This window comes from Streptomyces sp. NBC_00885 (genome assembly GCF_045207475.1).
Lineage (GTDB): Bacteria > Actinomycetota > Actinomycetes > Streptomycetales > Streptomycetaceae > Streptomyces.
Window position 1 is genome coordinate 4475250 of sequence record NZ_CP108796.1, and the last position, 18998, is coordinate 4494247.

The window sequence follows — 18998 nt, forward strand, 5'->3', positions numbered from 1 at the left end:
ATCTTCATAGTGTTTCGGTGGTCATTGCGTTAGGGAAACGCCCGGTTACATTCCGAACCCGGAAGCTAAGCCTTTCAGCGCCGATGGTACTGCAGGGGGGACCCTGTGGGAGAGTAGGACGCCGCCGAACAATTATTGTGGGAGAGCCCCGCACCTTCTGGTGCGGGGCTTTTCTGCGTTCAGGGCCCGATTGCCCCCCCTGTGCCCATGTCTCTCGCGGCGATATCGCGTTGCTCAGCGGCGGGCGGCGCCGTCAGTATCGGGGGATGGACTATGTGATTCGACCCGTACGCGCCGAGGAGTGGGCCAAGGCCCGGGAGCTGCGGCTCTCCGCCCTGCAGGACCCCGCCGCGCCCATCGCCTTTCTGGAGACGTACGAGCAGGCCGTCGAGCGGCCCGACGGGTTCTGGCAGGACCGAACGGCGACCGCGGCGGAAGGTGTCGTGGCGCAGCAGTTCATCGCCGAGGCGCCGGACGGGCGGTGGGACGGGACACTCACCGCGCTCGTCGAACGGCCCGCCGGCGAGGTGCGGTTCGGGGAGGCCGCGAAGACCGACCAGACGCATCTGGTCGGTGTGTTCGTACGGCCCGAGGCGCGAGGGGCGGGGGTGGCGGATGCGCTGTTCCGGGCGGCTCTGGACTGGTCGTGGGAACTTGCCGGGCCGCCGGTGAAGCGGGTGCGGCTGTATGTGCACGAACACAATGAGCGTGCCGCGGCCTTCTATCGGCGGTTCGGGTTTGTGGCGAGCGGGGACTCCGTGCTCGTGCCCGGCGACGACACGGCACGGGAGCTGGAGCTGGAGATCCTGCGGTAGGAGGCCGCGGACGGCGGCTACTGCGGGAGCGGCTCCGGCCAGCGGGCGCGGGCCTGTTCGGCGGAGCGGAGCAGGACCAGGGTCGGAAGTCCCTGGTCCTGACCGGTTGCCAGAAGTTCCGGCAGCCGGGGAAGCGGAGCCACCGCTGCGACGTCGTCGAGGACGAGCGTCATTGGTGGGTCGAGCCGACCGTCGGATGACCGTGCGGCCATGCGGCGGCCGTGCTCGACCACGTCTGAAGCCAGTGCGGTGAGCAGTGGCATCGCGCCTGGGTGGGTTCTGGGGTCCTCGATGGACTCACCCACCAGATAAAGCGTGCCCCCTTCGTTTACGAATGATTCCAAGGTGAGCGAATCCGTTCGATTCGGGGTGCACGCCTCGCGGATGTGGATCGAGGAGAGGGACGAGAGGGCGCGTACGACCAACTGCTGGGCGATTTCCCGGCGTTCGGGGTGGGCGGTGAGCGCGGACTCCAGGAGGCCTGCGAGACCGGAGGTCGCCTTGGGGTGCGTACGGAGGATCCGTACCGCGTCATGGGCGCTGCCGCCTTGGGCCCAGCGGTGGAGCTGCTTGAAGGGGCGTCCGTCCACGGCCGCGGCGTGGAGCCAGCAGCGCAGGAGCGTTTCGGCAGTGTCGGCCATGGCGGCGTCGAGAAGGGCGCGGGGACGCACGGGGGCGAGGAGGGCGGTGGCGCGTTCCTGTGCGACGGCGGGGTCCTCGCACTGCGCGGTGGGGGACCAGTGGAGGCGGGCCGGGGTGTCGCACAGGTGCCCGGGGTCGTAGACGAGGACGGGGCCGAGCTTGGCCCGGGCGCCCTTGGTCTCGGCCCACACGGTGGGGTCGGAGGTGACGACGAGGGCGGGGCCTTGGGCGTCGAAGACGGCCTGGACGGTTGAGGGGCGGCGGGTGGCGGGGTCGCCGTAGAGGACCCGGGCGGGGCGGGTAGTGCGGGGGGCGGGGACGTTTGCTCCTGCGGCCGCCCCGGCGCCGGTGCCGTGGGGCTCCTGCCCGCCTGCCCGGTCGGGACCTACGGCCCCGTGGGGCGGGATCGCGGCTGTGCCGCCGCCCGCACCGGCAGGCCACCCGGTGTCGCCGGGCGCCCCTGAGCCGGGCTCCTGGGTGTTGCCGACGTACGCCTCCGCACCTGCTTCGCGGACGCTCGACTGGACGTGCCCGCCCAGCTGTTGGGGGTTGACTGTGTCCGGGCCCGCGGCTGCGGTGGGGGCGCCGGGCTCCTGAGCCTTACCCGCATACGCGTCCCTCGCCGCGGGCCGGCCGGGGGTCGGGGTCGCGTACGCCCCGCTGCGCCCTGTCTCCTGTTCCCACCCCGCCCCGCCGCGTCCGCGCTCCCCGTGTCTCGACTCCGCCCGGGGAGCGGGCTGTTGGGCGGCGTAATTCCCGTACACGCGCCCCGGCTGGTCGCTGCCCGCCGCTTTCGACCGTCGGACCGCGCGCCAGCGTGCCAGCGTGCCCAGGGTGAAGATTGTGAGGACCACCAGGATCATCAGCTCGCCTATGGCCAGGCCCCAGAACAGCCCGTAGCCCGAGAGTTCCGCCGACGGGGTCTGTGGCCACGCCGCAGCGAGGTCGTGCGGCTTGGACGCCAGCGCGCGCATCGCGAGCGGCGTGTTCGAGAAGGTGACGCCCGTCGGCCACGCGCCGTGGGACAGAACGCCCGCCAGGCCCGTGGCCGTCCAGACCAGCAGTGTCAGGCCGAGCAGGAAGGCGAGCAGGCCGACCAACAGGCCGTCCGGGATGCCTCGTTCCTCTTCGTGCCGGTACCGACGGTCGCGCATGTCATGCCACCGTCGACTCGGAGGACTCGTCCAGCTGCTGCTGCCGCTCGATCAGGGCCGCGCGCTGCTCCGCCTCCCATTCCGCGGCCGCCACGTCCTCGGGCAACGCAGGCCCCGACGACTCCGTCATCGCCCGGTCGGTGAAGACGAGTGGTCGCTCCGCCTCCGTCACCAGGTGTTTGACCACCTGGACGTTGCCGTTGACGTCCCAGACCGCGATGCCCGGGGTCAGGGTCGGGATGATTTCCACGGCCCAGCGGGGAAGCCCCAGGACGCGGCCCGTCGCTCTCGCCTCGTCCGCCTTCTGGGCGTAGATCGTCCTTGTGGATGCCATCTTGAGGATGGCCGCCGCTTCCCTCGCAGCCGCGCCGTCCACCACGTCCGAGAGGTGGTGGACCACCGCCACGAACGAGAGACCCAGGCGGCGGCCGAACTTCAGCAGCCGCTGGAAGAGCTGGGCCACGAACGGCGAGTTGATGATGTGCCACGCCTCCTCGACCAGGAAGATCCGCTTCTTGCGGTCCGGACGGATCCAGGTGTGTTCGAGCCACACCCCCACGATCGCCATCAGGATCGGCATCGCGATGGAGTTCCGGTCGATGTGGGAGAGGTCGAAGACGATCAGCGGCGCGTCCAGGTCGATGCCGACCGTGGTCGGGCCGTCGAACATGCCCCGCAGGTCACCGTCGACCAGCCGGTCCAGTACGAGCGCGACATCCAGGCCCCAGGCCCGTACGTCGTCTATGTCGACGTTCATCGCCTCCGCCGACTCCGGCTCCGGGTGGCGCAGCTGGTCCACGATGTCGGTCAGCACCGGTTGACGTTCGACGATCGTCTCGTTGACGTACGCGTGCGCCACCTTCAGCGCGAAGCCGGAGCGCTCGTCCAGACCGTGCCCCATCGCGACCTCGATGATCGTCCTCAGGAGCGCCAGCTGGCCGGTCGTCGTGATCGCCGGGTCCAGCGGGTTGAGGCGGATTCCGCCGTCCAGCGCTGTCATCGGGTCGAGCCGGATGGGAGTTATCCCCAGCTCCTGGGCGATGAGATTCCACTCGCCCACTCCGTCCTCGCCCTGCGCGTCCAGCACGACCACCTGACGGTCGCGGAAGCGCAACTGCCGCAGGACATACGTCTTCTCGAGCGCCGACTTGCCGTTTCCGGACTCGCCGAGGACCAGCCAGTGGGGGGCCGGCAACTGCTGGCCGTACAGCTGGAAGGGGTCGTAGATATAGCCCTTTCCGCTGTACACCTCACGGCCGATGATCACGCCCGAGTCGCCGAGGCCCGGAGCCGCGGTGGGCAGGTACACGGCCTGTGCCTGGCCCGTCGACGTACGCACCGGCAGGCGGGTCGACTCCACCTTCCCGAACAGGAAGGAGGTGAAGGCATCCGTGAAGACGGACAGCGGATCTCGCATGGCGGACTGCCCTCTCGTTCAGCGTCGGATGCCGGTCGCGAACGGCAAGGTGTTCACAAAGGCACGGTGGTGCTCGCGGTCGCACCACTCCAGCTTGAGATACGACTTGCCGGCCGATGCCCTGATCGTCCGCTTGTCCCGTGCCAGCGCCTCCGGCGACCGCGAAGACACTGTGATGTACCCGACAAGATTGACACCTGCCGCACCGCTGGCGAGATCTTCACCCCTCTGGTCGAGCCGACCGTGCGCGGCGATGTCGCGCGGGTCGACGGTCCGGTTCATCTTGGCGGCGCGGCTCGCGTCCGCCTCGTCGTTCGTCTTCTCGGTGAGCATCCGCTCGATGGCGACCTCGGTGGGCTCCAGGTCCATGCAGACCGCGACCGTACGGATCACATCGGGGGTGTGAACGAGCAGGGGCGCCAGGAAGTTCACGCCGACCGGAGTCATCGGCCACTCCTTCACCCAGGCGGTGGAGTGGCACCAGGGCGCGCGCGTGGAGGACTCGCGGGTCTTCGCCTGGAGGTAGGTGGGCTGCATGGCGTCGAGCTCGGCGGGCCAGGCGTTCCGCTTCGTCATCGCCTGGATGTGGTCGATGGGGTGGTCCGGGTCGTACATCGAGTGGACCAGCGAGGCGAGCCGGCCCTGGCCGAGCGGCTGGCGGACCCGGATGTCGGCCTCCGCGAGGCGGGCGCAGATGTCGGTGAGCTCGCGGGCCATGACGACGGCGAGACCGGCGTCCTTGTCCAGCTTGCGCGCCCCCGAAGCGGTGGAGTGCCGGGCGGCCCGGGCCATGGCATGGGCCTCGGCGGCCAGTTCGCGGGAGTAGTGCATGCAGGCGACGAGATACGCGCGGTGCTGCTCGCTCGACGTCGACACCATGGACTGGAGCTGGTCGTACGAATCACGCAGCCAGCCGGGCGACTGCTGGTCGCCGCGCTGGGCGACGTCCTTGGCGTGCGCGTCGGGGTCGGCGGGCAGCGTGCGGGCCAGCATCTGAAGACGGGTCACGAAGCCGTCACCGTTGGCCACATGCTTGAGCAGCGTGCCGAAACGGTCGACCAGGGCCTCCTGGTCCTCGCTGTCGCGCAGTCCGACTCCCGGGCCCTCGATCTCGATGGCGGCGGTGACGGTACGGCGGTCGGCGTGCAGCAGCACGGCGATCTCGTCGGGGCCGAAGGGGGCGGCGAGCCAGTTGATCCGGCCGATGCCCGGGGGCGGGCCGATCTCGATCTCACGGCCGTCGAGGCGGATGCCCGCCTCTGCGGCGGAGGAACGGTAGAGCGTGCCCCGGCGCAGGGTGCGCTTGTAGCTGCGGTTGATCTCGAACCACTTGTAGAAGGTGCGGTGCTTGTACGGCACGTACACGGCGGCGAGAGCGAGGAGCGGGAAGCCCATCAGCAGCACGATCCGCAGGGACAGGACGGGGACCAGCAGCCCGCTCATCATGCCGAGGAACGCGCCGGCGATGATCAGGGCGATCTCGCCGGTCTCGCGGTTCTTGCCGACGATCGCGTTCGGCCGGGCACGGCCGATCAGATACGTACGGCGGGGCGTGATCGGTTGGGACTGGGTCGTCAACGCCCTCCACCTCCTGTGCTCTTGCGGTTGCTGTGCGGGGTGTTGGTGCCGGGACTGCTGCTACGGGGCGGGGGCGCGGCGGAGGGGGCGGATCCGCCCCCTCCCCCTGAGGAGGGCCGGCTGCTGTGGGCGGCCACGCCGCCGCTGATGGGGTTGGCGGGGCGCGGGGCGCTGTTGCCGCCTCCGTCGCCGCCGCGCTGGTTGCCGCGGCTGCTGTGGGTCTTGATGCCCTGGGAGACAAGGGCGGCGGGGGAACTTATGACGGCGGCCGCTGCGTTCTCGGCGCCGCTCTGGAAGCGGTTGTTGCGGGAGGCGACGATCTCGTCACCGAAGCCGGGCACGAAGCGGTAGATCATCGCCGAGGCGAAGATGGCGAGCAGGATGATCGCCAGCCCGGAGACGACGGCCGAGAAGGAATTGGGGCCCTTGTCGGCGGAGAGCGCGCCCGCGAGTCCGAGGACGATCGCGATGACGGGCTTGACCAGAATGATCGCGATCATGATCCCGGCCCAGCGGCGGACGTGGCCCCACATGTTCTTGTCGACGAGCCCGGCGTAGACGACGACTCCGAGGAGCGCGCCGATGTAGAGCAGGACGGCACGGATGAACAGCTCGAGGTAGAGAACACCCGCGGCGAGGATCGTGACGAGCGAGACGACGATCAGCATGATCGGCCCGCCGCCGATGTCGGTGCCCTTCTTCAGGGCGGCGGAGAAGTTCCCGAAGAACATGTCCGTCTGACCGCTGGTACCGCCGGCGATGACCTCGGTGACGCCGTCGGTGGCGGAGACGAGGGTGTAGAGGATCAGCGGGGTGAAGGCGGAGGCGAGGACGGTGAGCCAGAGGAAGCCGATGGCTTCGGAGATGGCGGTGGTCAGGGGGACGCCGCGGATGGCGCGCTTGGCGACGGCGAGGAGCCACAGGACGAGGGTGAGGATCGTGGCGGCGGCGAAGACGATGGCGTACTGGGAGAGGAAGGCGGTGTTGGTGAAGTCGACGCTGGCGGTGGACTTCACGGCCTTGGAGAGGGTGTCGACGGTCCACACGGCGGCGTCGGCGCAGCCGCGGGCGAGGGAGGCGAGGGGGTCGAGGGCATCGGCGGGGTCGGCGGGGCCGGAGCGGCGGGCTCCGCCGGGTTCGCCGTTGTCGCAGTAGTCCCGCGCGGGGCCGCGGATGAGGTCGCAGGGGTCGTTGCTCTTGCCAGGCGTTGGCGTTGGCGTGGGCGCCGCGAAGGCGCGGGTCGCGAGGAGGACGGCGGCGGTCTGGAGGCCTGTCACTGCGGCTGTGACTGCGAGGGCTCGACGTCGACTACCGGGCATACGTGAACCCTCCGAACTGCTGCACGGCGTCGGCCATCTCCTTGGCGCCGGACGCGGCCTGGTCACGGCCCACGGGTACGGGTCCGTCCTTCTGCGTGAAGTCGGTGATCTTCCAGTCCCCGTTGACCCACTTCAGCTCAAAGGTGTTGGTGTACCAACTCTCCGAGACCGGGTTCGTGGAGCCCTCGCCGGCGAGACCGAAGAGGGCGGAGTACCAGACGGAGACAGTCGCCTTGTCGGCGCTGAAGTTCTCCACCTTTGAGCCGACCGGGTTGAAGCGCGTGATGAAGGTCATCCCGGCCGGGGCCGTGCCATCTGGCTTCAGCCCGATGCTGGTGAGGAACTTCGTACCGGAGTAGACCTTGTCCAGGTCACCGCGGCGGGCGGCGGCGACCTCGGGCGAGTAGACGGCGTTCACGATCTCGTCGCGGCGGGCCTTGTTGAACATACCGTCAGAGCCCAGCGCCACCGCGTAATTCGCCGCCGCGCTCTGCGCCCCCTGCTCATCCTTCGCATACCCCGACGGAATCCCCCCGGCCTTCCCCTTCACCGGCTTCACCCCCGTCGCCGCCGTCGGCTCCGCCCCCGCCGCCGCCTCTGTGCCGCCGCCCGACGTCGTGTCATCGCCTCCGCCCCGGTTGGCGAACGCGATCGCCGCGATCAGCAGCACCACCACACCCACGACTGTGATCAGGGAGCGTGAGTTCCGCACAGGCCTCCGCGCGCCGCCGTAGACGTCCGCGTCGCCGCCGCCGGGGAGTCTGGTGCGGGTCTGGCCCGATCCGCCGAAGCTCTCGTCCGGGCGGCCTCCCGGCTCGCCGCCGTGGCCGTGCTCGTCGCCGAGGCTCATCTGGCGTACGCCCCCTCAACCGTTTGCAGTTCCGCGAAGTACGACGTGCGGTACGACGCGTGGTCCGACACGTAGTACGACGGTAGTCGTGCTGCTTCCCGCCTGGGCGTGGTGTGGTGACTCGACATCAGGGAAACGCAACCTCAAAGGATGGGCCCGGGCACGCCCGGAGAGGACGGCGGGCGGCTAGACAGCCATCCCGTACACGATGGTGAACAAGGTCCCCAGTGACCCGATGATGAAGACGCCGGTCAGTCCGGCGACGATCAGCCCCTTGCCCTGCTCCGCGCTGAACGTGTCGCGCAGCGCCGTCGCTCCGATGCGCTGTTTGGCCGCGCCCCAGATCGCGATGCCGAGGCAGAGAAGGATGGCCACAGCCATCACGACCTCGATCATCACTCGAGCTTCGTTCCCCAGGCTCCCGAAAGGCCCCCAGTTCGGGGCGATTCCGCCGATGATGGTGGTGATGTCGCCCTTTTCGGCTGCCAGGATCATGTAACTCACCGCCCCTGTTGGGTTGTTCATTGCCCTTGCCCCTCGGCACGGGTCGTCGTTCTATCTTCGCTGATGAAATCGCCCGCGTAAGCCGACTTGGCCGGTCTCTTTACCCGATCTCCGAACGGATGACCGATCCTGCCGTCTTGACCTGTGACGGGCACGGACCGGTCCGCTGCGAGGGAGTGCATATGGTCACTCTGTGTATCACGGGGGGTGACTCCGGGCAATGACTGTCGTTGTTGCACCTTTGGGGCGTTGGGTCGTGGCCGAGCACAAGGGAGCGCACTCAGGGGGTTGCGGGGTCCTGCCGGTCCAGCTCCGCGAAGTGGTCGAACTCGCCCGCTCGGACGCCGAGTACGAAGGCGTCCCACTTCTGCCTGGTCGTTGTGACGACGTTCTCGGGATCGCTGGTCTCGCGGAGGCGGACCAGGTCGTCGGGCCCGAACGCGACTTCGATCCAGGGGCCGGGGCCGTCGGCGCCCTCGGGGGCGGCGCGGGTCCAGTCGAGGTCAGCCACGGTTCGCCTTGAGGACGCGGGTCAGGGCCGCGAAGGCGGCGGGGGTGGTGCTGAGTATCGCCCCGTCGGGGTCGCTGCTCTCGGTGAGTTTGACCGTACGGTCGCCAACTGCGGCAACGTGCAGGCACGCGTCACCTTCCCCGCAGTGCGACGACTTCTGCCATTCGGGTGTGGGCACGGCGGGTCCCTTCACAGCTCTTGGGCGATGTTGTGGATGAAGTCCCGCGACTTCTCTGGGCCGAGAGCCACGGCTTCCATGCGGTCAAGCAAGGTGCGGTACTTCCCAAGTTGGGCTTCGGCGTCGAGCAGGACGGAGCCGTGGGACTGGTCGAGGTGCACTGTGTCGAGCTCAGGAACGGGACCGAGCCCGTACGCCAGGGACTGCCCGGATCCAGGGAACGCTCCGGCGTCGAAGGGGATCACGAGGACCGTGATGTGGTCACGTTCGCTCATCGCCAGCAAGTGCTCCAGCTGGCGACGGGCGGTGGTCGGTCCGCCGAACCTCATGCGCAGTGCGGCCTCGTGCACGATCGCGGAGTACGGGACCGGGTCCACGCGGTAGATGACGTCCTGCCGCTTGATGCGGTGGGAAACGCGGTGCTCGATCTCGGGTGGGGACAGCTGGGGCACAACTTGACGGAAGATCTCGCGGGCGTGATCGGCGGTCTGGAGCAGGCCGGGGATGTGAGCCGTGTATGCGGTGCGCAGCGATGTGGCGTGGTGCTCGAACTCGGCAAGGTTCAGAAGGCCGACGGGGAGGATGTCCCTGTACTGCTCCCACCAGCCGCGCGTCCGGTCACCGGCCATGGCAACCAGGGCGTCGACGTATGCCTGATTCAGGCAGGAGTAGGTGCTGGCCATGGCGCGGATGCGGTCGCTGCTCACGCCGAATCTCGCGGTTTCGACGTTGCTCAGCTGGCCGGAGCTGGTGCCCAGCTGCTGAGCCGCCTCGGTCGCGGTCAGCCCGGCGCGCTCGCGCAGTCTGCGCAGCTCGGTGGCGAGCCGGATACGACGGGCCGTGGGGGCCGGCCTGGCGGTCATACAACTCCTCCTTGAACACGGCCGGTTGGGCTGTCACCCACACGAGGGATTCGGAATGGAGTTTCTCGAAATCTCGCAAAGATTCTTTGCGTGCGGCCTAGTGTGTGACGCAGGCCACTCGTCTGGAAGTGCACCGCTCGACGGAGCGGCAGGGCCACCAGGCACACACCCCAACGTCCGCTCCCCGAAGGAGACTTCCATGGCCACCGTATCCCCGCCCTGGGTCTACACCCTCCAACTCCCCCACGATCCCCGCGCCCCCGGTATCGCCCGCTCCACCCTCCGGGCCGTCCTTCGCGCCCACCGCATGACCCAACTCACCGAGACCGCCGAGCTGCTCGCGAGCGAGCTCGTGACCAACGCCCAGCTGTACTCCCAGGGGCCCTGCGGCCTCCGTCTCCGCGCCCCCGAGCCGCACCGGCTGCGGCTCGGCGTCTGGGATGCCAATCCGGAGATCCCGCCGCCCTTCAAGGGCGCGCTCAGCCCGCCCGGCGCGGAAGCCGAGCGTGGGCGGGGGCTGCACCTCGTGGAGCTGTGCGCGGACAGCTGGGGCGCCTGTCCGCTCCAGCAGGGCGGAAAGCTTCTGTGGGTGGAATGCGTGCGGGGAGAGGATTGTCAGTGGAGCTGAGTTCCGGTCCGCCGCATACCGGCCCCGTACGTCTGCGGACAGTCCGCCCGGCCCGGGTGGCGAAAGCGGGGGCCCCAACACGAGCCGCCCTGCGGCAAGTTGGATATCTTTGACCCTGTGACCGACAACGCGCACTTACTCGCCGGGATCGACACCAGCCGCCCGCACACCGCCCGTATCTGGAACTACTGGACCGGCGGCAAGGACCACTACGAGGTCGACCGCGAAGCCGGTGACCAGATCCGCAGGCTTCATCCCGGCATCGGTGACTACGCCCTCGCGGACCGGCTGTTTCTCGGGCGGGCCGTGCGTCATCTGGCCGCGGAAGTGGGGATCCGGCAGTTTCTCGACATCGGGACCGGGCTGCCCAGCGCCGACAACACCCACGAGGTGGCCCAGCGCGTCGATCCGGCGGCGCGGATCGTGTACGTGGACAACGATCCCCTCGTCCTCGCGCACGCCCGAGCCCTGCTCACCAGTACGCCCGAGGGCCGCACCGACTACCTCGACGCCGATCTGCGCGACGTCGGCACGATCATCGAGCGCGCCGCCGGGACACTCGACCTCTCGCAGCCCGTCGCGCTGCTGCTCCTCGGCGTGGTGATCTTCATCGAGGACGACGAGGAGTCGTACGGCATCGTCCGCCGTCTCATGGACGCGCTGCCCGCCGGTAGTCATCTCGTCCTCTCACACACCATCACCAGCCCGGCGATGCCCGATGTGGACGCCGCCGTCGCGTTCTGGAACGAGCACGGCACGCCCAGGCTCACCCAGCGCACCCCGCAGCAGCTCGCCCAGTACTTCGACGGGCTCGACATGCTGGAGCCCGGTCTGGTGTCGTGTTCGCGCTGGCGGCCGGAGACCGCCGGGGGCGAAGAGCCCGGCGAGGTGGCCATGTTCGGCGGCGTGGGGCGCAAACCGTAGGCGCGCGGGCGGAATAGGGGCAGTAACACGGTGCGGATGGGGGAGGGTTGAGGGCGTGCGGAAAGTCTGGGTGGCCAGTGGGGTCGGGATCGGGCTGTGCCTGAGCTTTGTCGCGCTGCTCGTCGTCGGGACCTATTCCGCGGCCGCCGGGCTCATGGGCGGTGCCGGCGGCGGGCGGGCGGTGGGGCTGGCCAAGGGTGCCGTGCCCGCGCTCTATCAGCCGCTCGTGCAGAAGTGGGGCAACCTATGCCCCGCCATCAACCCCGCTCTGCTTGCCGCCCAGCTCTACCAGGAGAGCGGCTGGAACCCGAAGGCGCAGAGCCCGGCAGCGGCCCAGGGCATCGCGCAGTTCATCCCGGGCACCTGGGCGGCGCACGGTGTCGACGGGGACAAGGACGGGGACCGCGACGTATGGGATCCGGCCGACGCGATTCCGTCTGCTGCCTCGTACGACTGCGAACTGGCTGGATATGTCAAAAAGGCGCCAGGTGACCAGACCGACAACATGCTCGCCGCGTACAACGCGGGCGCGTACGCCGTCATCAAGTACGGCGGTGTCCCGCCCTACCGCGAGACGCAGAACTATGTGAAGGTCATCCGCACCCTGGAGAAGAGCTTCGCCCGGCCCCTCGGACGTGTCGAGCCGTCGCGGCAGGCCGCCGGGGCGATCTACTTCGCTCAGCAGAGGCTCGGCACGAAGTATCTGTGGGGCGGCAACGGCACACCTGAGCAGGGCGGACGTTTCGACTGCTCCGGGCTGACGCAGGCCGCGTACCGGACGGTGGACATCGAGCTGCCGCGCGTCGCGAACGACCAGTACAACGCGGGACCGCATCCGTCGCGCGACGAGCTGCTGCCGGGCGATCTCGTCTTCTTCTCCGACGACCTCACCAACTCGCGGGCGATCCGGCATGTCGGGCTCTATGTGGGTGGCGGGTACATGATCAACGCTCCGTACACCGGAGCCGTGATCCGCTTCGACAAGATCGACACCCCGGACTACTTCGGTGCGACGAGGGTTACCAAGGATGGCGCGAAAGCGCTGCCGACGGCCCTCCCGGAAGCCTGACGAGGCATCGGACGTGGCCGGAACTCTCTGCTACGCCAAAGCCCTGAACTGCGACGACGTGTCACTCTTCGATAACGTCATGGTGATCGTTCGGTGGAGAGTGGAACGTAGCTGAGGAGCGGGCCGTTCCCTGGACGGAGACAGCCGCACTGACCATGCAGCAGACACCGCACTGATCACGGGGGTTGGTAGAGGCGGCGCACCCGGAAGGTGCGTCACACCAGGCACAAGGCAAGGGGCCGCAGCAGATGGCTGGACTCGCATTGGGGCTCCCCCTGACGCAGTCAAGGGGCGGGTCTGACCCCGACCTCAGCCTGCTCTACGACATCAACGGCCTGGCCAAGGACGCCCCGTCGTGGCTCGACCGCACCATGGTGTTCGTCGGCCAGTACGGAATCATGCTCGCGATGGTCCTTCTCGTCCTGTGGTGCTGGTGGAGCGTGCGCCGGCGCGGCACCACGGAGGACTCGGTCGGCGGGGTCGCCGCGCTGGTCTGGGCGCCGCTCGCCGCCGGTATCGCGCTGCTGATCAACATCCCCATCCGGGGGTTCGTCGGCAGACCGCGGCCCTTCCGCGACCACCAGGGCATCGAGGTCCTGGTGTCCCAGACGGGCGACTACTCCTTCGTCAGCGACCACGCCACATTGGCGATGGCGATCGCGGCCGGGCTCTTCGTCGCGCACCGCAGGTTCGGTCTTGCCGCGATCGGTCTCGCGCTCGCCGAGGGCTTCTGCCGGGTCTACATGGGCGTGCACTATCCGACCGATGTCGTCGGCGGATTCGCGCTCGGCACGGCGGTGGCGCTGCTGCTCGCGCCGCTCGCGCTCGCGCTGCTGACACCGGTGGTGTCGGCGGTCGCCACGTCGGAGCGGACCGGACGTCTCGTACGGTCGAAGCGCGCGATGGCGTCCCGGGCCGGGCGGCCCGAGACGCTCGGCATCCCGGAGCCCAGGACCGGGGGTCCGGGCACCGGCGAGAACGGCCTCGCGGCCTGAGCCGCCCGACCTGCCTCGCCGCCCGAACTACAGCGCCTGCGGGAAGGTGAAGACCCGGTCCGGGTCGTACTGCTTCTTCAGCCGGGTGAGCCGGTCGGCCGCGGGTCCGTAGTACGCCTTGCGCCAGTCGGTCAGCGTCGGGTCGATGTAGTTCTGGTAGGCGGCGCCCGACGCGTAACGGCGCATCGAGGCATGAGCGCTTTTCAGCCACGCCTGCTGGGCGGAGCCCGCCGTGCCGGCCCGCCAGGCGCCGATGTACTGGGCCAGCACCCTGGAGCGCCGGTGAACGAACGACGTCGCCAGCGGATCCACCCGGTTGACCGCCCCGCCGAGCGCCGTCAGCGCGATCGAGCCGCCGCCCCCGCCCTGGGAGGGCGAGATCCGAGTGAACGCCTCGGTCGCCGAGATCAGCGCGCGCAGCCCGGCCGGGGAGAGCTCGCGGTCGAAGAAGTCGGAAGCCGCGGCGTATGTCTCTCGCTGCAGCGCGCCCTGCTTGCTACGTCCCGGAGTGGTGCCGGGCAGATGGCACTGCTCCTGGCTCAGCGTCGAGCAGTTCGCATAGCCGAGCATCGCGTCCAGATAGCCGCGGCGGCGCACCGAGACATGGCGCGCGGGCGAGCCCGCCCGGTCGGCGAGGCGGTCGAGCGCGTTGCGCAGATCGCTCTCGCTGCCGAGGGAGAACGCGGCGACCGAGAGCGTGGGCGTGCCGCCGGGACCGGCGGCCAGATGCGCGGACGACCAGATCTCGTCGGGCTGTTCGGGACCCCACTTCTGCCAGGCGGCCAGCACCGCCGCGGCCTTCGACCAGGGCCAGGTCAGATAGGCGGTGACGGTCGGGGGCGTGGGATGCGTACGGAAACGGAGCCGGGTGACGACGCCGAAGTTCCCGTTGCCCGCGCCCCGCAGCGCCCAGAAGAGGTCCTTGTTCTGGGTGGCGCTCGCGGTCAGCACCTTGCCGTCGGCCGTGACGATGGTGGCGGAGGTGAGACTGTCGCAGGTCAGACCGTACGCACGCGAGGTGACGCCGTGCCCGCCGCCGAGGGTGAGCCCGGAAACCCCGACAGAGGGGCAGGAGCCCGCGGGGATCGTGCGGCCGCTCTTGCCGAGGGCGCTGTACACGTCGATCAGCTTGGCGCCGGCGCCTATGGTGCCGTCCGAGGCGACCCGGTTCAGCGAGGACACGTCGATGACGAGCCGGCCGTTGCCCGAGGACCAACCGGCGTAGGAGTGACCGCCGTTGCGTATGGAGACGGGGGTGCGGTGTGCCTTGGCGTAGGCGAGGCACTCCTTGACATCGTCCTCGCCCGCGACATACGCGACGGCCGCGGGCTTCAGCGAGTCGAAGCGTGTGTTGTAGAGCTGCCGGGCGCTCGCGTACGCGGCGTCCCCGGGGCGTATGAGCTTCCCGTCGAGCCCGCGCGCGAGCGCGTTCCAGTCGGGTGCGGCGGCAGCCGACGTGGTCGTCGCCGATCCGCTCCGCGAGGGGCTTTTGGCGGATGTGGTGGTGGTTGCCGCGTTCGCTCCGTTGCCGTCCTTGCCTGTGCAGGCGGCAGCGGTGAGAACTACAGCGGTGGTGAGCAGCGCGCGCCGGTCCATGGAACCTCCTGGAGGACCAGACGGCTGCGAGGTGTGAGGGGTTCCGGGGCGGGTGATTTTCCTGCCCCGACAGGGGCTACTGCTCGGTCCCGGCCGGCGAGGTCTGGGGCTCGGCATGCAGTGCGGCATCCGTACGCGCCCGTTCTCTCGAACGACGGGCGGGGCCGGTCCAGCCGCAGGTGCAGCGGGCGAGTGCGAAGGAGCCGCGTTCACCGGTGCTGATGTGGTGGGCCGAGGGGTCTTCGATGGCGTCCAGCTGATGCACCTCTCCACGGTACGTGGTTGGCGCCCGCCGCGGGAGCACGCGTGACGAGGGGCCCAGGCCGTCGTTATGCGGAGCGGGCGGGATCTCGTAGAAGCAGCGGTCCGGTATCGGGGGTTGGCAGGCGATGGTGGTGCAGCAGCACAGGCGCAGGGGCGGGACTCTCGCTGCCCTGGCCGCCGTACTGGGGGTCGTGGCGACCAGCGGCTGCTCCGGGGGCGGGGGCGCCGTCGCCGACGACGGGCGCGGCGGCGGGCACACCGACGAGGTGCTCAGGGCCGCTGATGTGCTCGTCGGTGCCGGCAGCTCCAAGGCTCGTACGTCCATGGAGATGGCCACCGGCGGGACCCGGGTGACCATCCGGGGCGAAGGGGGCTATGACTTCCAGCGGCGGATGGGGCAGCTCACCGTCGTCCTGCCCAAGGATCCCGCGGGCGCGGAGCAGCACCGTCCGATCACCGAGCTGCTGACGCCGGGCGCTCTGTATATGAAGAACCGGGGTGCGGGCGTGCCCGCCGACAAGTGGGTACGGGTCGACACGACCACCCTGGAGGACGGGAACCTGGTCACGGGCGGGGCCACCGATCCGCTCGCCGCCGCCGAACTGCTGCGCAGCGCGCGGGGCGTGAGTTACATCGGCGAGGAGATGCTCGCGGGCCGGAGGGTCCGCCACTACCGCGGCATCACCGACATCGCCCGGGCCGCGCAGGTCGCCGAACCGCATGCGCGGGCCTCGCTGGCCGCGGCGGCGAAAGGGTTCGCTACGGACACGGTGCCCTTCGACGCGTATCTCGACGACGAGGGCCGGCTGCGCAAGGTGCGCCACCGCTTCAGTTTCACCAACGGGGGCGGCACGGTCGCCGTCACCTCGACCACGCTGCTGTACGACTTCGGGACGCCGGTGTCCGTGCGTCTCCCGGAGGAACGGGACATTTACGCCGGGAGGATCAGGGCTTAGGGCCCTCCAAATGGTCCGGCTAAATGGTCCGGACGTGCCATGCGCGGTCCGTGCATCACTCCCTACGCTAGGAAGTCGACACCGGCAGGAAGAGGTGAATGCGCGTGGCTCCGCCCAGTACTGCGACCGTCCAGGACCACGTGGCCCTCGCCGAGATCGAGCTGTGCGGCGAGTTGATCATCGCGGCGTCCGCCGCGGACGGGGAGAGGCTGAGCCCGGACCGTATCGACGAGGTGCTGAAGGTGGCGGCCGAGCGATCCGCTCCGACCGGGCAGCTATGAGGCATTGACCAGGGGCGCGGCCGGTACGCCGTCGCCGCGCCCTGTCTTCGGTGCGAATCGGCCACAATGCGTGTCAGCCGCTCGCCGGCAGGTCGGGTAGGGGGGCGCGGGCGCCCGGCCGGTCAGGTACGGAGCAGGCGGGCGATGGCCTTCGTCGCCTCCTCGACCTTCGCGTCGATTTCCTCGCCGCCCTTCACCGCGGCGTCCGCGACGCAGTGCCGCAGATGCTCCTCGAGCAGTTGGAGCGCGAAGGACTGCAAGGCCTTGGTGGACGCCGAGACCTGGGTGAGTATGTCGATGCAGTAGACGTCCTCGTCGACCATCCGCTGCAGTCCCCGGATCTGGCCCTCGATCCGGCGCAGGCGCTTGAGGTGTTCGTCCTTCTGCTTGTGGTAGCCGTGCACGCCGTGGTCGTGGTCCGTGACCGGCGGGCCGTCCGCCTCGGTGGTCGTCATCGCGTCCTCCCGTTGTCCCGCTGTACTTGTCCGAAAAACATGGGCTGCATACCCCTCGTGGGTATATGGTAACGAATCGTGCCGGATGGGGGGCGGGGGTCCGTGCTGATCACGCTGGTCGATGGGCGACACTGAGGAACGCCGGTTAGCCGTGGCCGGATGATGCGCCTAGCATCAGCCTGACCGAATCCAGAGCATCCCGAGGACCCCACGTGCGATTTCGTCTGACCCCCAGGGAGACGAGCTTCTATGACATGTTTGCCGCATCCGCGGACAACATCGTCACGGGCTCCAAGCTCCTGATGGAACTGCTCGGAGCGGATGCATCCGCCCGGGCCGAGATCGCGGAACGGATGCGGGCGGCGGAGCATGCTGGTGACGACGCCACCCACGCCATCTTCCACCAGCTGAACTCCTCGTTCATCACGCCGTTCGACCGCGAGGACATCTACAAACTCGCTTCGTCGCTCGACGACATCATGGACTTCATGGAGGAAGCCGTCGACCTGGTCGTGCTCTACCAGGTCGAGGAGCTCCCCAAGGGTGTCGAGCAGCAGATCGAGGTGCTGGCACGGGCGGCCGACCTGACCGCGGAGGCCATGCCGCACCTGCGGACCATGGACAACCTCACCGAGTACTGGATCGAGGTCAACCGCCTGGAGAACCAGGCCGACCAGATTCACCGCAAGCTCCTTGCGACGCTCTTCAACGGTAAGTACGACGCCATCGAGGTGCTCAAGCTCAAGCAGATCGTGGATGTGCTCGAAGAAGCAGCCGACGCTTTCGAGCATGTGGCGAACACCGTGGAGACCATCGCGGTCAAGGAGTCCTGAACTACGTGGACACCTTTGCGCTGATCGTGACCATTGGTGTCGCGCTCGGATTCACCTACACCAACGGCTTCCACGACTCGGCGAACGCGATCGCGACCTCGGTCTCCACGCGCGCGCTGACACCCCGCGCTGCTCTGGTGATGGCCGCGGTCATGAATCTCGCCGGTGCCTTCCTCGGTCAGGGCGTCGCCAAGACCGTCAGCGAAGGGATCATCGAGACGCCCACGGGCCGGCAGGGGATGGGGATCCTCTTCGCGGCGCTGGTCGGCGCGATCGTATGGAACCTGGTCACCTGGTACTTCGGTCTGCCGTCGTCCTCCTCCCACGCGCTGTTCGGCGGCATGGTGGGCGCGGCGCTCGCGGGCGGGACCGGGGTGATCTGGTCAGGCGTGCTCGACAAGATCGTCATCCCTATGTTCGTCTCGCCGGTCGTCGGTCTGCTCGTCGGCTATCTGGTCATGGTCGCGATCATGTGGATGTTCCGTAAGTCCAACCCGTCCAAGGCCAAGCGCGGTTTCCGCATAGCCCAGACCGTCTCGGCGGCCGGCATGGCGCTCGGTCACGGTCTACAAGACGCGCAGAAGACGATGGGCATCGTGGTGATGGCGCTGGTCATCGCCGATGTGGAGGACCAGGGCGACTCGATTCCGGTCTGGGTCAAGATCGCCTGCGCGATGATGCTCTCGCTCGGTACGTACGCGGGCGGCTGGCGCATCATGCGGACGCTGGGCCGCAAGATCATCGAGCTGGACCCGCCGCAGGGGTTCGCGGCGGAGACGACGGGGGCGTCGATCATGTTCGGCTCGGCGTTTCTGTTCCAGGCGCCGATCTCGACGACTCATGTGATCACCTCGGCGATCATGGGTGCCGGGGCGACGAAGCGGGTGAACGCGGTGCGGTGGGGTGTCGCGAAGAACATCGTCATGGGGTGGTTCATCACGATGCCGGCGGCGGCGTGTGTCGCTGCGTTGAGCTATGGCGTGGTCTACCTGGTCTTCGGCTAGACCCGAGCGGATATATATGTGGGCCCGCCCCTCTGGGAGAGAGGGGCGGGCCCTTCGCCTTGCGGTGGCACCGCCATGCAGCACCGCGAGACGGTCTAGGGGGCCGTGGGGTCGGGGGGGGGCTTCGCCCGCGAAACCCGCCGGCAGAAACCATCAACGCCC

At 69.0% G+C, this 18998-nt stretch carries 21 protein-coding genes and 1 rRNA gene; 10 read left to right on the plus strand and 12 right to left on the minus strand.

Annotation, left to right across the window (positions count from 1 at the left end; genetic code table 11):
• The first annotated feature begins 13 nt into the window (after nucleotides 1–13).
• Nucleotides 14–130 (plus strand): 5S ribosomal RNA (rrf, locus tag OHA61_RS20300).
• Between the two features lie 136 nt (nucleotides 131–266).
• Nucleotides 267–815, plus strand: a complete 549-nt coding sequence (locus tag OHA61_RS20305) for a GNAT family N-acetyltransferase (RefSeq protein ID WP_406304210.1) — start codon at nucleotides 267–269, stop codon at nucleotides 813–815.
• A 17-nt stretch (nucleotides 816–832) separates the two neighbouring features.
• On the opposite strand, the gene OHA61_RS20310 is transcribed toward OHA61_RS20305, so the two are convergent.
• From OHA61_RS20310 to OHA61_RS20350, 9 genes are all read right to left on the minus strand, one after another.
• Nucleotides 833–2611, minus strand: coding sequence for a type VI secretion protein (locus tag OHA61_RS20310; RefSeq protein WP_406304211.1), 1779 nt, complete (start codon nucleotides 2609–2611; stop codon nucleotides 833–835).
• A gap of 1 nt (nucleotide 2612) precedes the next feature.
• The gene (locus tag OHA61_RS20315; RefSeq protein WP_266480999.1) at nucleotides 2613–4028 is read right to left on the minus strand and encodes an ATP-binding protein; all 1416 of its coding nucleotides are present in this window, start codon (nucleotides 4026–4028) and stop codon (nucleotides 2613–2615) included.
• An 18-nt stretch (nucleotides 4029–4046) separates the two neighbouring features.
• Nucleotides 4047–5606 (minus strand): SCO6880 family protein, encoded by a 1560-nt coding sequence (locus tag OHA61_RS20320; protein WP_324974115.1) that lies wholly within the window; start codon nucleotides 5604–5606, stop codon nucleotides 4047–4049.
• Nucleotides 5603–6925: a hypothetical protein gene (locus tag OHA61_RS20325; protein ID WP_406304212.1), complete on the minus strand. Its 1323-nt coding sequence runs from the start codon at nucleotides 6923–6925 to the stop codon at nucleotides 5603–5605. The genes OHA61_RS20320 and OHA61_RS20325 overlap by 4 nt, the downstream gene beginning before the upstream one ends.
• Nucleotides 6915–7775 carry a hypothetical protein gene (locus OHA61_RS20330; RefSeq protein WP_406304213.1) on the minus strand — a complete coding sequence of 287 codons (861 nt, stop codon included), beginning with the start codon at nucleotides 7773–7775 and terminating at the stop codon, nucleotides 6915–6917. Before OHA61_RS20330 ends, OHA61_RS20325 begins: the two co-directional genes overlap by 11 nt.
• 186 nt (nucleotides 7776–7961) lie before the next feature.
• The gene (locus OHA61_RS20335; protein WP_142217964.1) at nucleotides 7962–8270 is read right to left on the minus strand and encodes a hypothetical protein; all 309 of its coding nucleotides are present in this window, start codon (nucleotides 8268–8270) and stop codon (nucleotides 7962–7964) included.
• A gap of 289 nt (nucleotides 8271–8559) precedes the next feature.
• Nucleotides 8560–8790, minus strand: coding sequence for a DUF397 domain-containing protein (locus OHA61_RS20340; RefSeq protein ID WP_406304214.1), 231 nt, complete (start codon nucleotides 8788–8790; stop codon nucleotides 8560–8562).
• Entirely contained in the window at nucleotides 8783–8968 is a 186-nt protein-coding gene (locus tag OHA61_RS20345) for a DUF397 domain-containing protein (protein WP_324986855.1), read from the minus strand. Before OHA61_RS20345 ends, OHA61_RS20340 begins: the two co-directional genes overlap by 8 nt.
• A gap of 11 nt (nucleotides 8969–8979) precedes the next feature.
• Nucleotides 8980–9831: a helix-turn-helix domain-containing protein gene (locus OHA61_RS20350; protein WP_406304215.1), complete on the minus strand. Its 852-nt coding sequence runs from the start codon at nucleotides 9829–9831 to the stop codon at nucleotides 8980–8982.
• 199 nt (nucleotides 9832–10030) lie between these two features.
• On the opposite strand from OHA61_RS20350, the gene OHA61_RS20355 reads away from it, so the two are divergent.
• From OHA61_RS20355 to OHA61_RS20370, 4 genes are all read left to right on the plus strand, one after another.
• Nucleotides 10031–10459, plus strand: a complete 429-nt coding sequence (locus OHA61_RS20355) for an ATP-binding protein (protein ID WP_406304216.1) — start codon at nucleotides 10031–10033, stop codon at nucleotides 10457–10459.
• A gap of 117 nt (nucleotides 10460–10576) precedes the next feature.
• A complete protein-coding gene (locus OHA61_RS20360) occupies nucleotides 10577–11383 on the plus strand; it encodes an SAM-dependent methyltransferase (RefSeq protein ID WP_406304218.1) in 807 nt (268 codons plus the stop codon).
• A 55-nt stretch (nucleotides 11384–11438) separates the two neighbouring features.
• Nucleotides 11439–12452, plus strand: coding sequence for an NlpC/P60 family protein (locus OHA61_RS20365; RefSeq protein ID WP_406304219.1), 1014 nt, complete (start codon nucleotides 11439–11441; stop codon nucleotides 12450–12452).
• A gap of 248 nt (nucleotides 12453–12700) precedes the next feature.
• Nucleotides 12701–13447: a phosphatase PAP2 family protein gene (locus OHA61_RS20370; RefSeq protein WP_406304220.1), complete on the plus strand. Its 747-nt coding sequence runs from the start codon at nucleotides 12701–12703 to the stop codon at nucleotides 13445–13447.
• 27 nt (nucleotides 13448–13474) lie between these two features.
• On the opposite strand, the gene OHA61_RS20375 is transcribed toward OHA61_RS20370, so the two are convergent.
• On the minus strand, nucleotides 13475–15043 hold the full coding sequence (locus tag OHA61_RS20375) for an FAD-binding oxidoreductase (RefSeq protein ID WP_406304221.1): 1569 nt from the start codon (nucleotides 15041–15043) through the stop codon (nucleotides 13475–13477).
• A 76-nt stretch (nucleotides 15044–15119) separates the two neighbouring features.
• A complete protein-coding gene (locus OHA61_RS20380) occupies nucleotides 15120–15308 on the minus strand; it encodes a hypothetical protein (protein WP_361907096.1) in 189 nt (62 codons plus the stop codon).
• A gap of 124 nt (nucleotides 15309–15432) precedes the next feature.
• Between OHA61_RS20380 and OHA61_RS20385 the strand changes: the two genes are divergently transcribed.
• Nucleotides 15433–16263 (plus strand): hypothetical protein, encoded by an 831-nt coding sequence (locus OHA61_RS20385; RefSeq protein WP_406304222.1) that lies wholly within the window; start codon nucleotides 15433–15435, stop codon nucleotides 16261–16263.
• 98 nt (nucleotides 16264–16361) lie between these two features.
• Nucleotides 16362–16544, plus strand: a complete 183-nt coding sequence (locus OHA61_RS20390; RefSeq protein ID WP_324986893.1) for a hypothetical protein — start codon at nucleotides 16362–16364, stop codon at nucleotides 16542–16544.
• Nucleotides 16545–16666: 122 nt separating this feature from the next.
• On the opposite strand, the gene OHA61_RS20395 is transcribed toward OHA61_RS20390, so the two are convergent.
• Nucleotides 16667–16999: a metal-sensitive transcriptional regulator gene (locus OHA61_RS20395; protein ID WP_324986896.1), complete on the minus strand. Its 333-nt coding sequence runs from the start codon at nucleotides 16997–16999 to the stop codon at nucleotides 16667–16669.
• Nucleotides 17000–17211: 212 nt separating this feature from the next.
• On the opposite strand from OHA61_RS20395, the gene OHA61_RS20400 reads away from it, so the two are divergent.
• Nucleotides 17212–17832 (plus strand): DUF47 domain-containing protein, encoded by a 621-nt coding sequence (locus OHA61_RS20400; RefSeq protein WP_266481017.1) that lies wholly within the window; start codon nucleotides 17212–17214, stop codon nucleotides 17830–17832.
• Nucleotides 17833–17837: 5 nt separating this feature from the next.
• A complete protein-coding gene (locus OHA61_RS20405; RefSeq protein ID WP_406304223.1) occupies nucleotides 17838–18836 on the plus strand; it encodes an anion permease in 999 nt (332 codons plus the stop codon).
• The last annotated feature ends 162 nt before the right edge of the window (nucleotides 18837–18998 follow it).

Bases quoted from the DNA above. Each gene is read 5' to 3' on its own strand.
- OHA61_RS20305 (WP_406304210.1), top strand. From the start codon at position 267: ATGGACTATGTGATTCGACCCGTACGCGCCGAGGAGTGGGCCAAGGCC.
- OHA61_RS20310 (WP_406304211.1), bottom strand. From the start codon at position 2,611: ATGCGCGACCGTCGGTACCGGCACGAAGAGGAACGAGGCATCCCGGAC.
- OHA61_RS20315 (WP_266480999.1), bottom strand. From the start codon at position 4,028: ATGCGAGATCCGCTGTCCGTCTTCACGGATGCCTTCACCTCCTTCCTG.
- OHA61_RS20325 (WP_406304212.1), bottom strand. From the start codon at position 6,925: ATGCCCGGTAGTCGACGTCGAGCCCTCGCAGTCACAGCCGCAGTGACA.
- OHA61_RS20330 (WP_406304213.1), bottom strand. From the start codon at position 7,775: ATGAGCCTCGGCGACGAGCACGGCCACGGCGGCGAGCCGGGAGGCCGC.
- OHA61_RS20335 (WP_142217964.1), bottom strand. From the start codon at position 8,270: ATGATCCTGGCAGCCGAAAAGGGCGACATCACCACCATCATCGGCGGA.
- OHA61_RS20350 (WP_406304215.1), bottom strand. From the start codon at position 9,831: ATGACCGCCAGGCCGGCCCCCACGGCCCGTCGTATCCGGCTCGCCACC.
- OHA61_RS20355 (WP_406304216.1), top strand. From the start codon at position 10,031: ATGGCCACCGTATCCCCGCCCTGGGTCTACACCCTCCAACTCCCCCAC.
- OHA61_RS20370 (WP_406304220.1), top strand. From the start codon at position 12,701: ATGGCTGGACTCGCATTGGGGCTCCCCCTGACGCAGTCAAGGGGCGGG.
- OHA61_RS20375 (WP_406304221.1), bottom strand. From the start codon at position 15,043: ATGGACCGGCGCGCGCTGCTCACCACCGCTGTAGTTCTCACCGCTGCC.
- OHA61_RS20385 (WP_406304222.1), top strand. From the start codon at position 15,433: ATGGTGGTGCAGCAGCACAGGCGCAGGGGCGGGACTCTCGCTGCCCTG.
- OHA61_RS20390 (WP_324986893.1), top strand. From the start codon at position 16,362: ATGCGCGTGGCTCCGCCCAGTACTGCGACCGTCCAGGACCACGTGGCC.
- OHA61_RS20395 (WP_324986896.1), bottom strand. From the start codon at position 16,999: ATGACGACCACCGAGGCGGACGGCCCGCCGGTCACGGACCACGACCAC.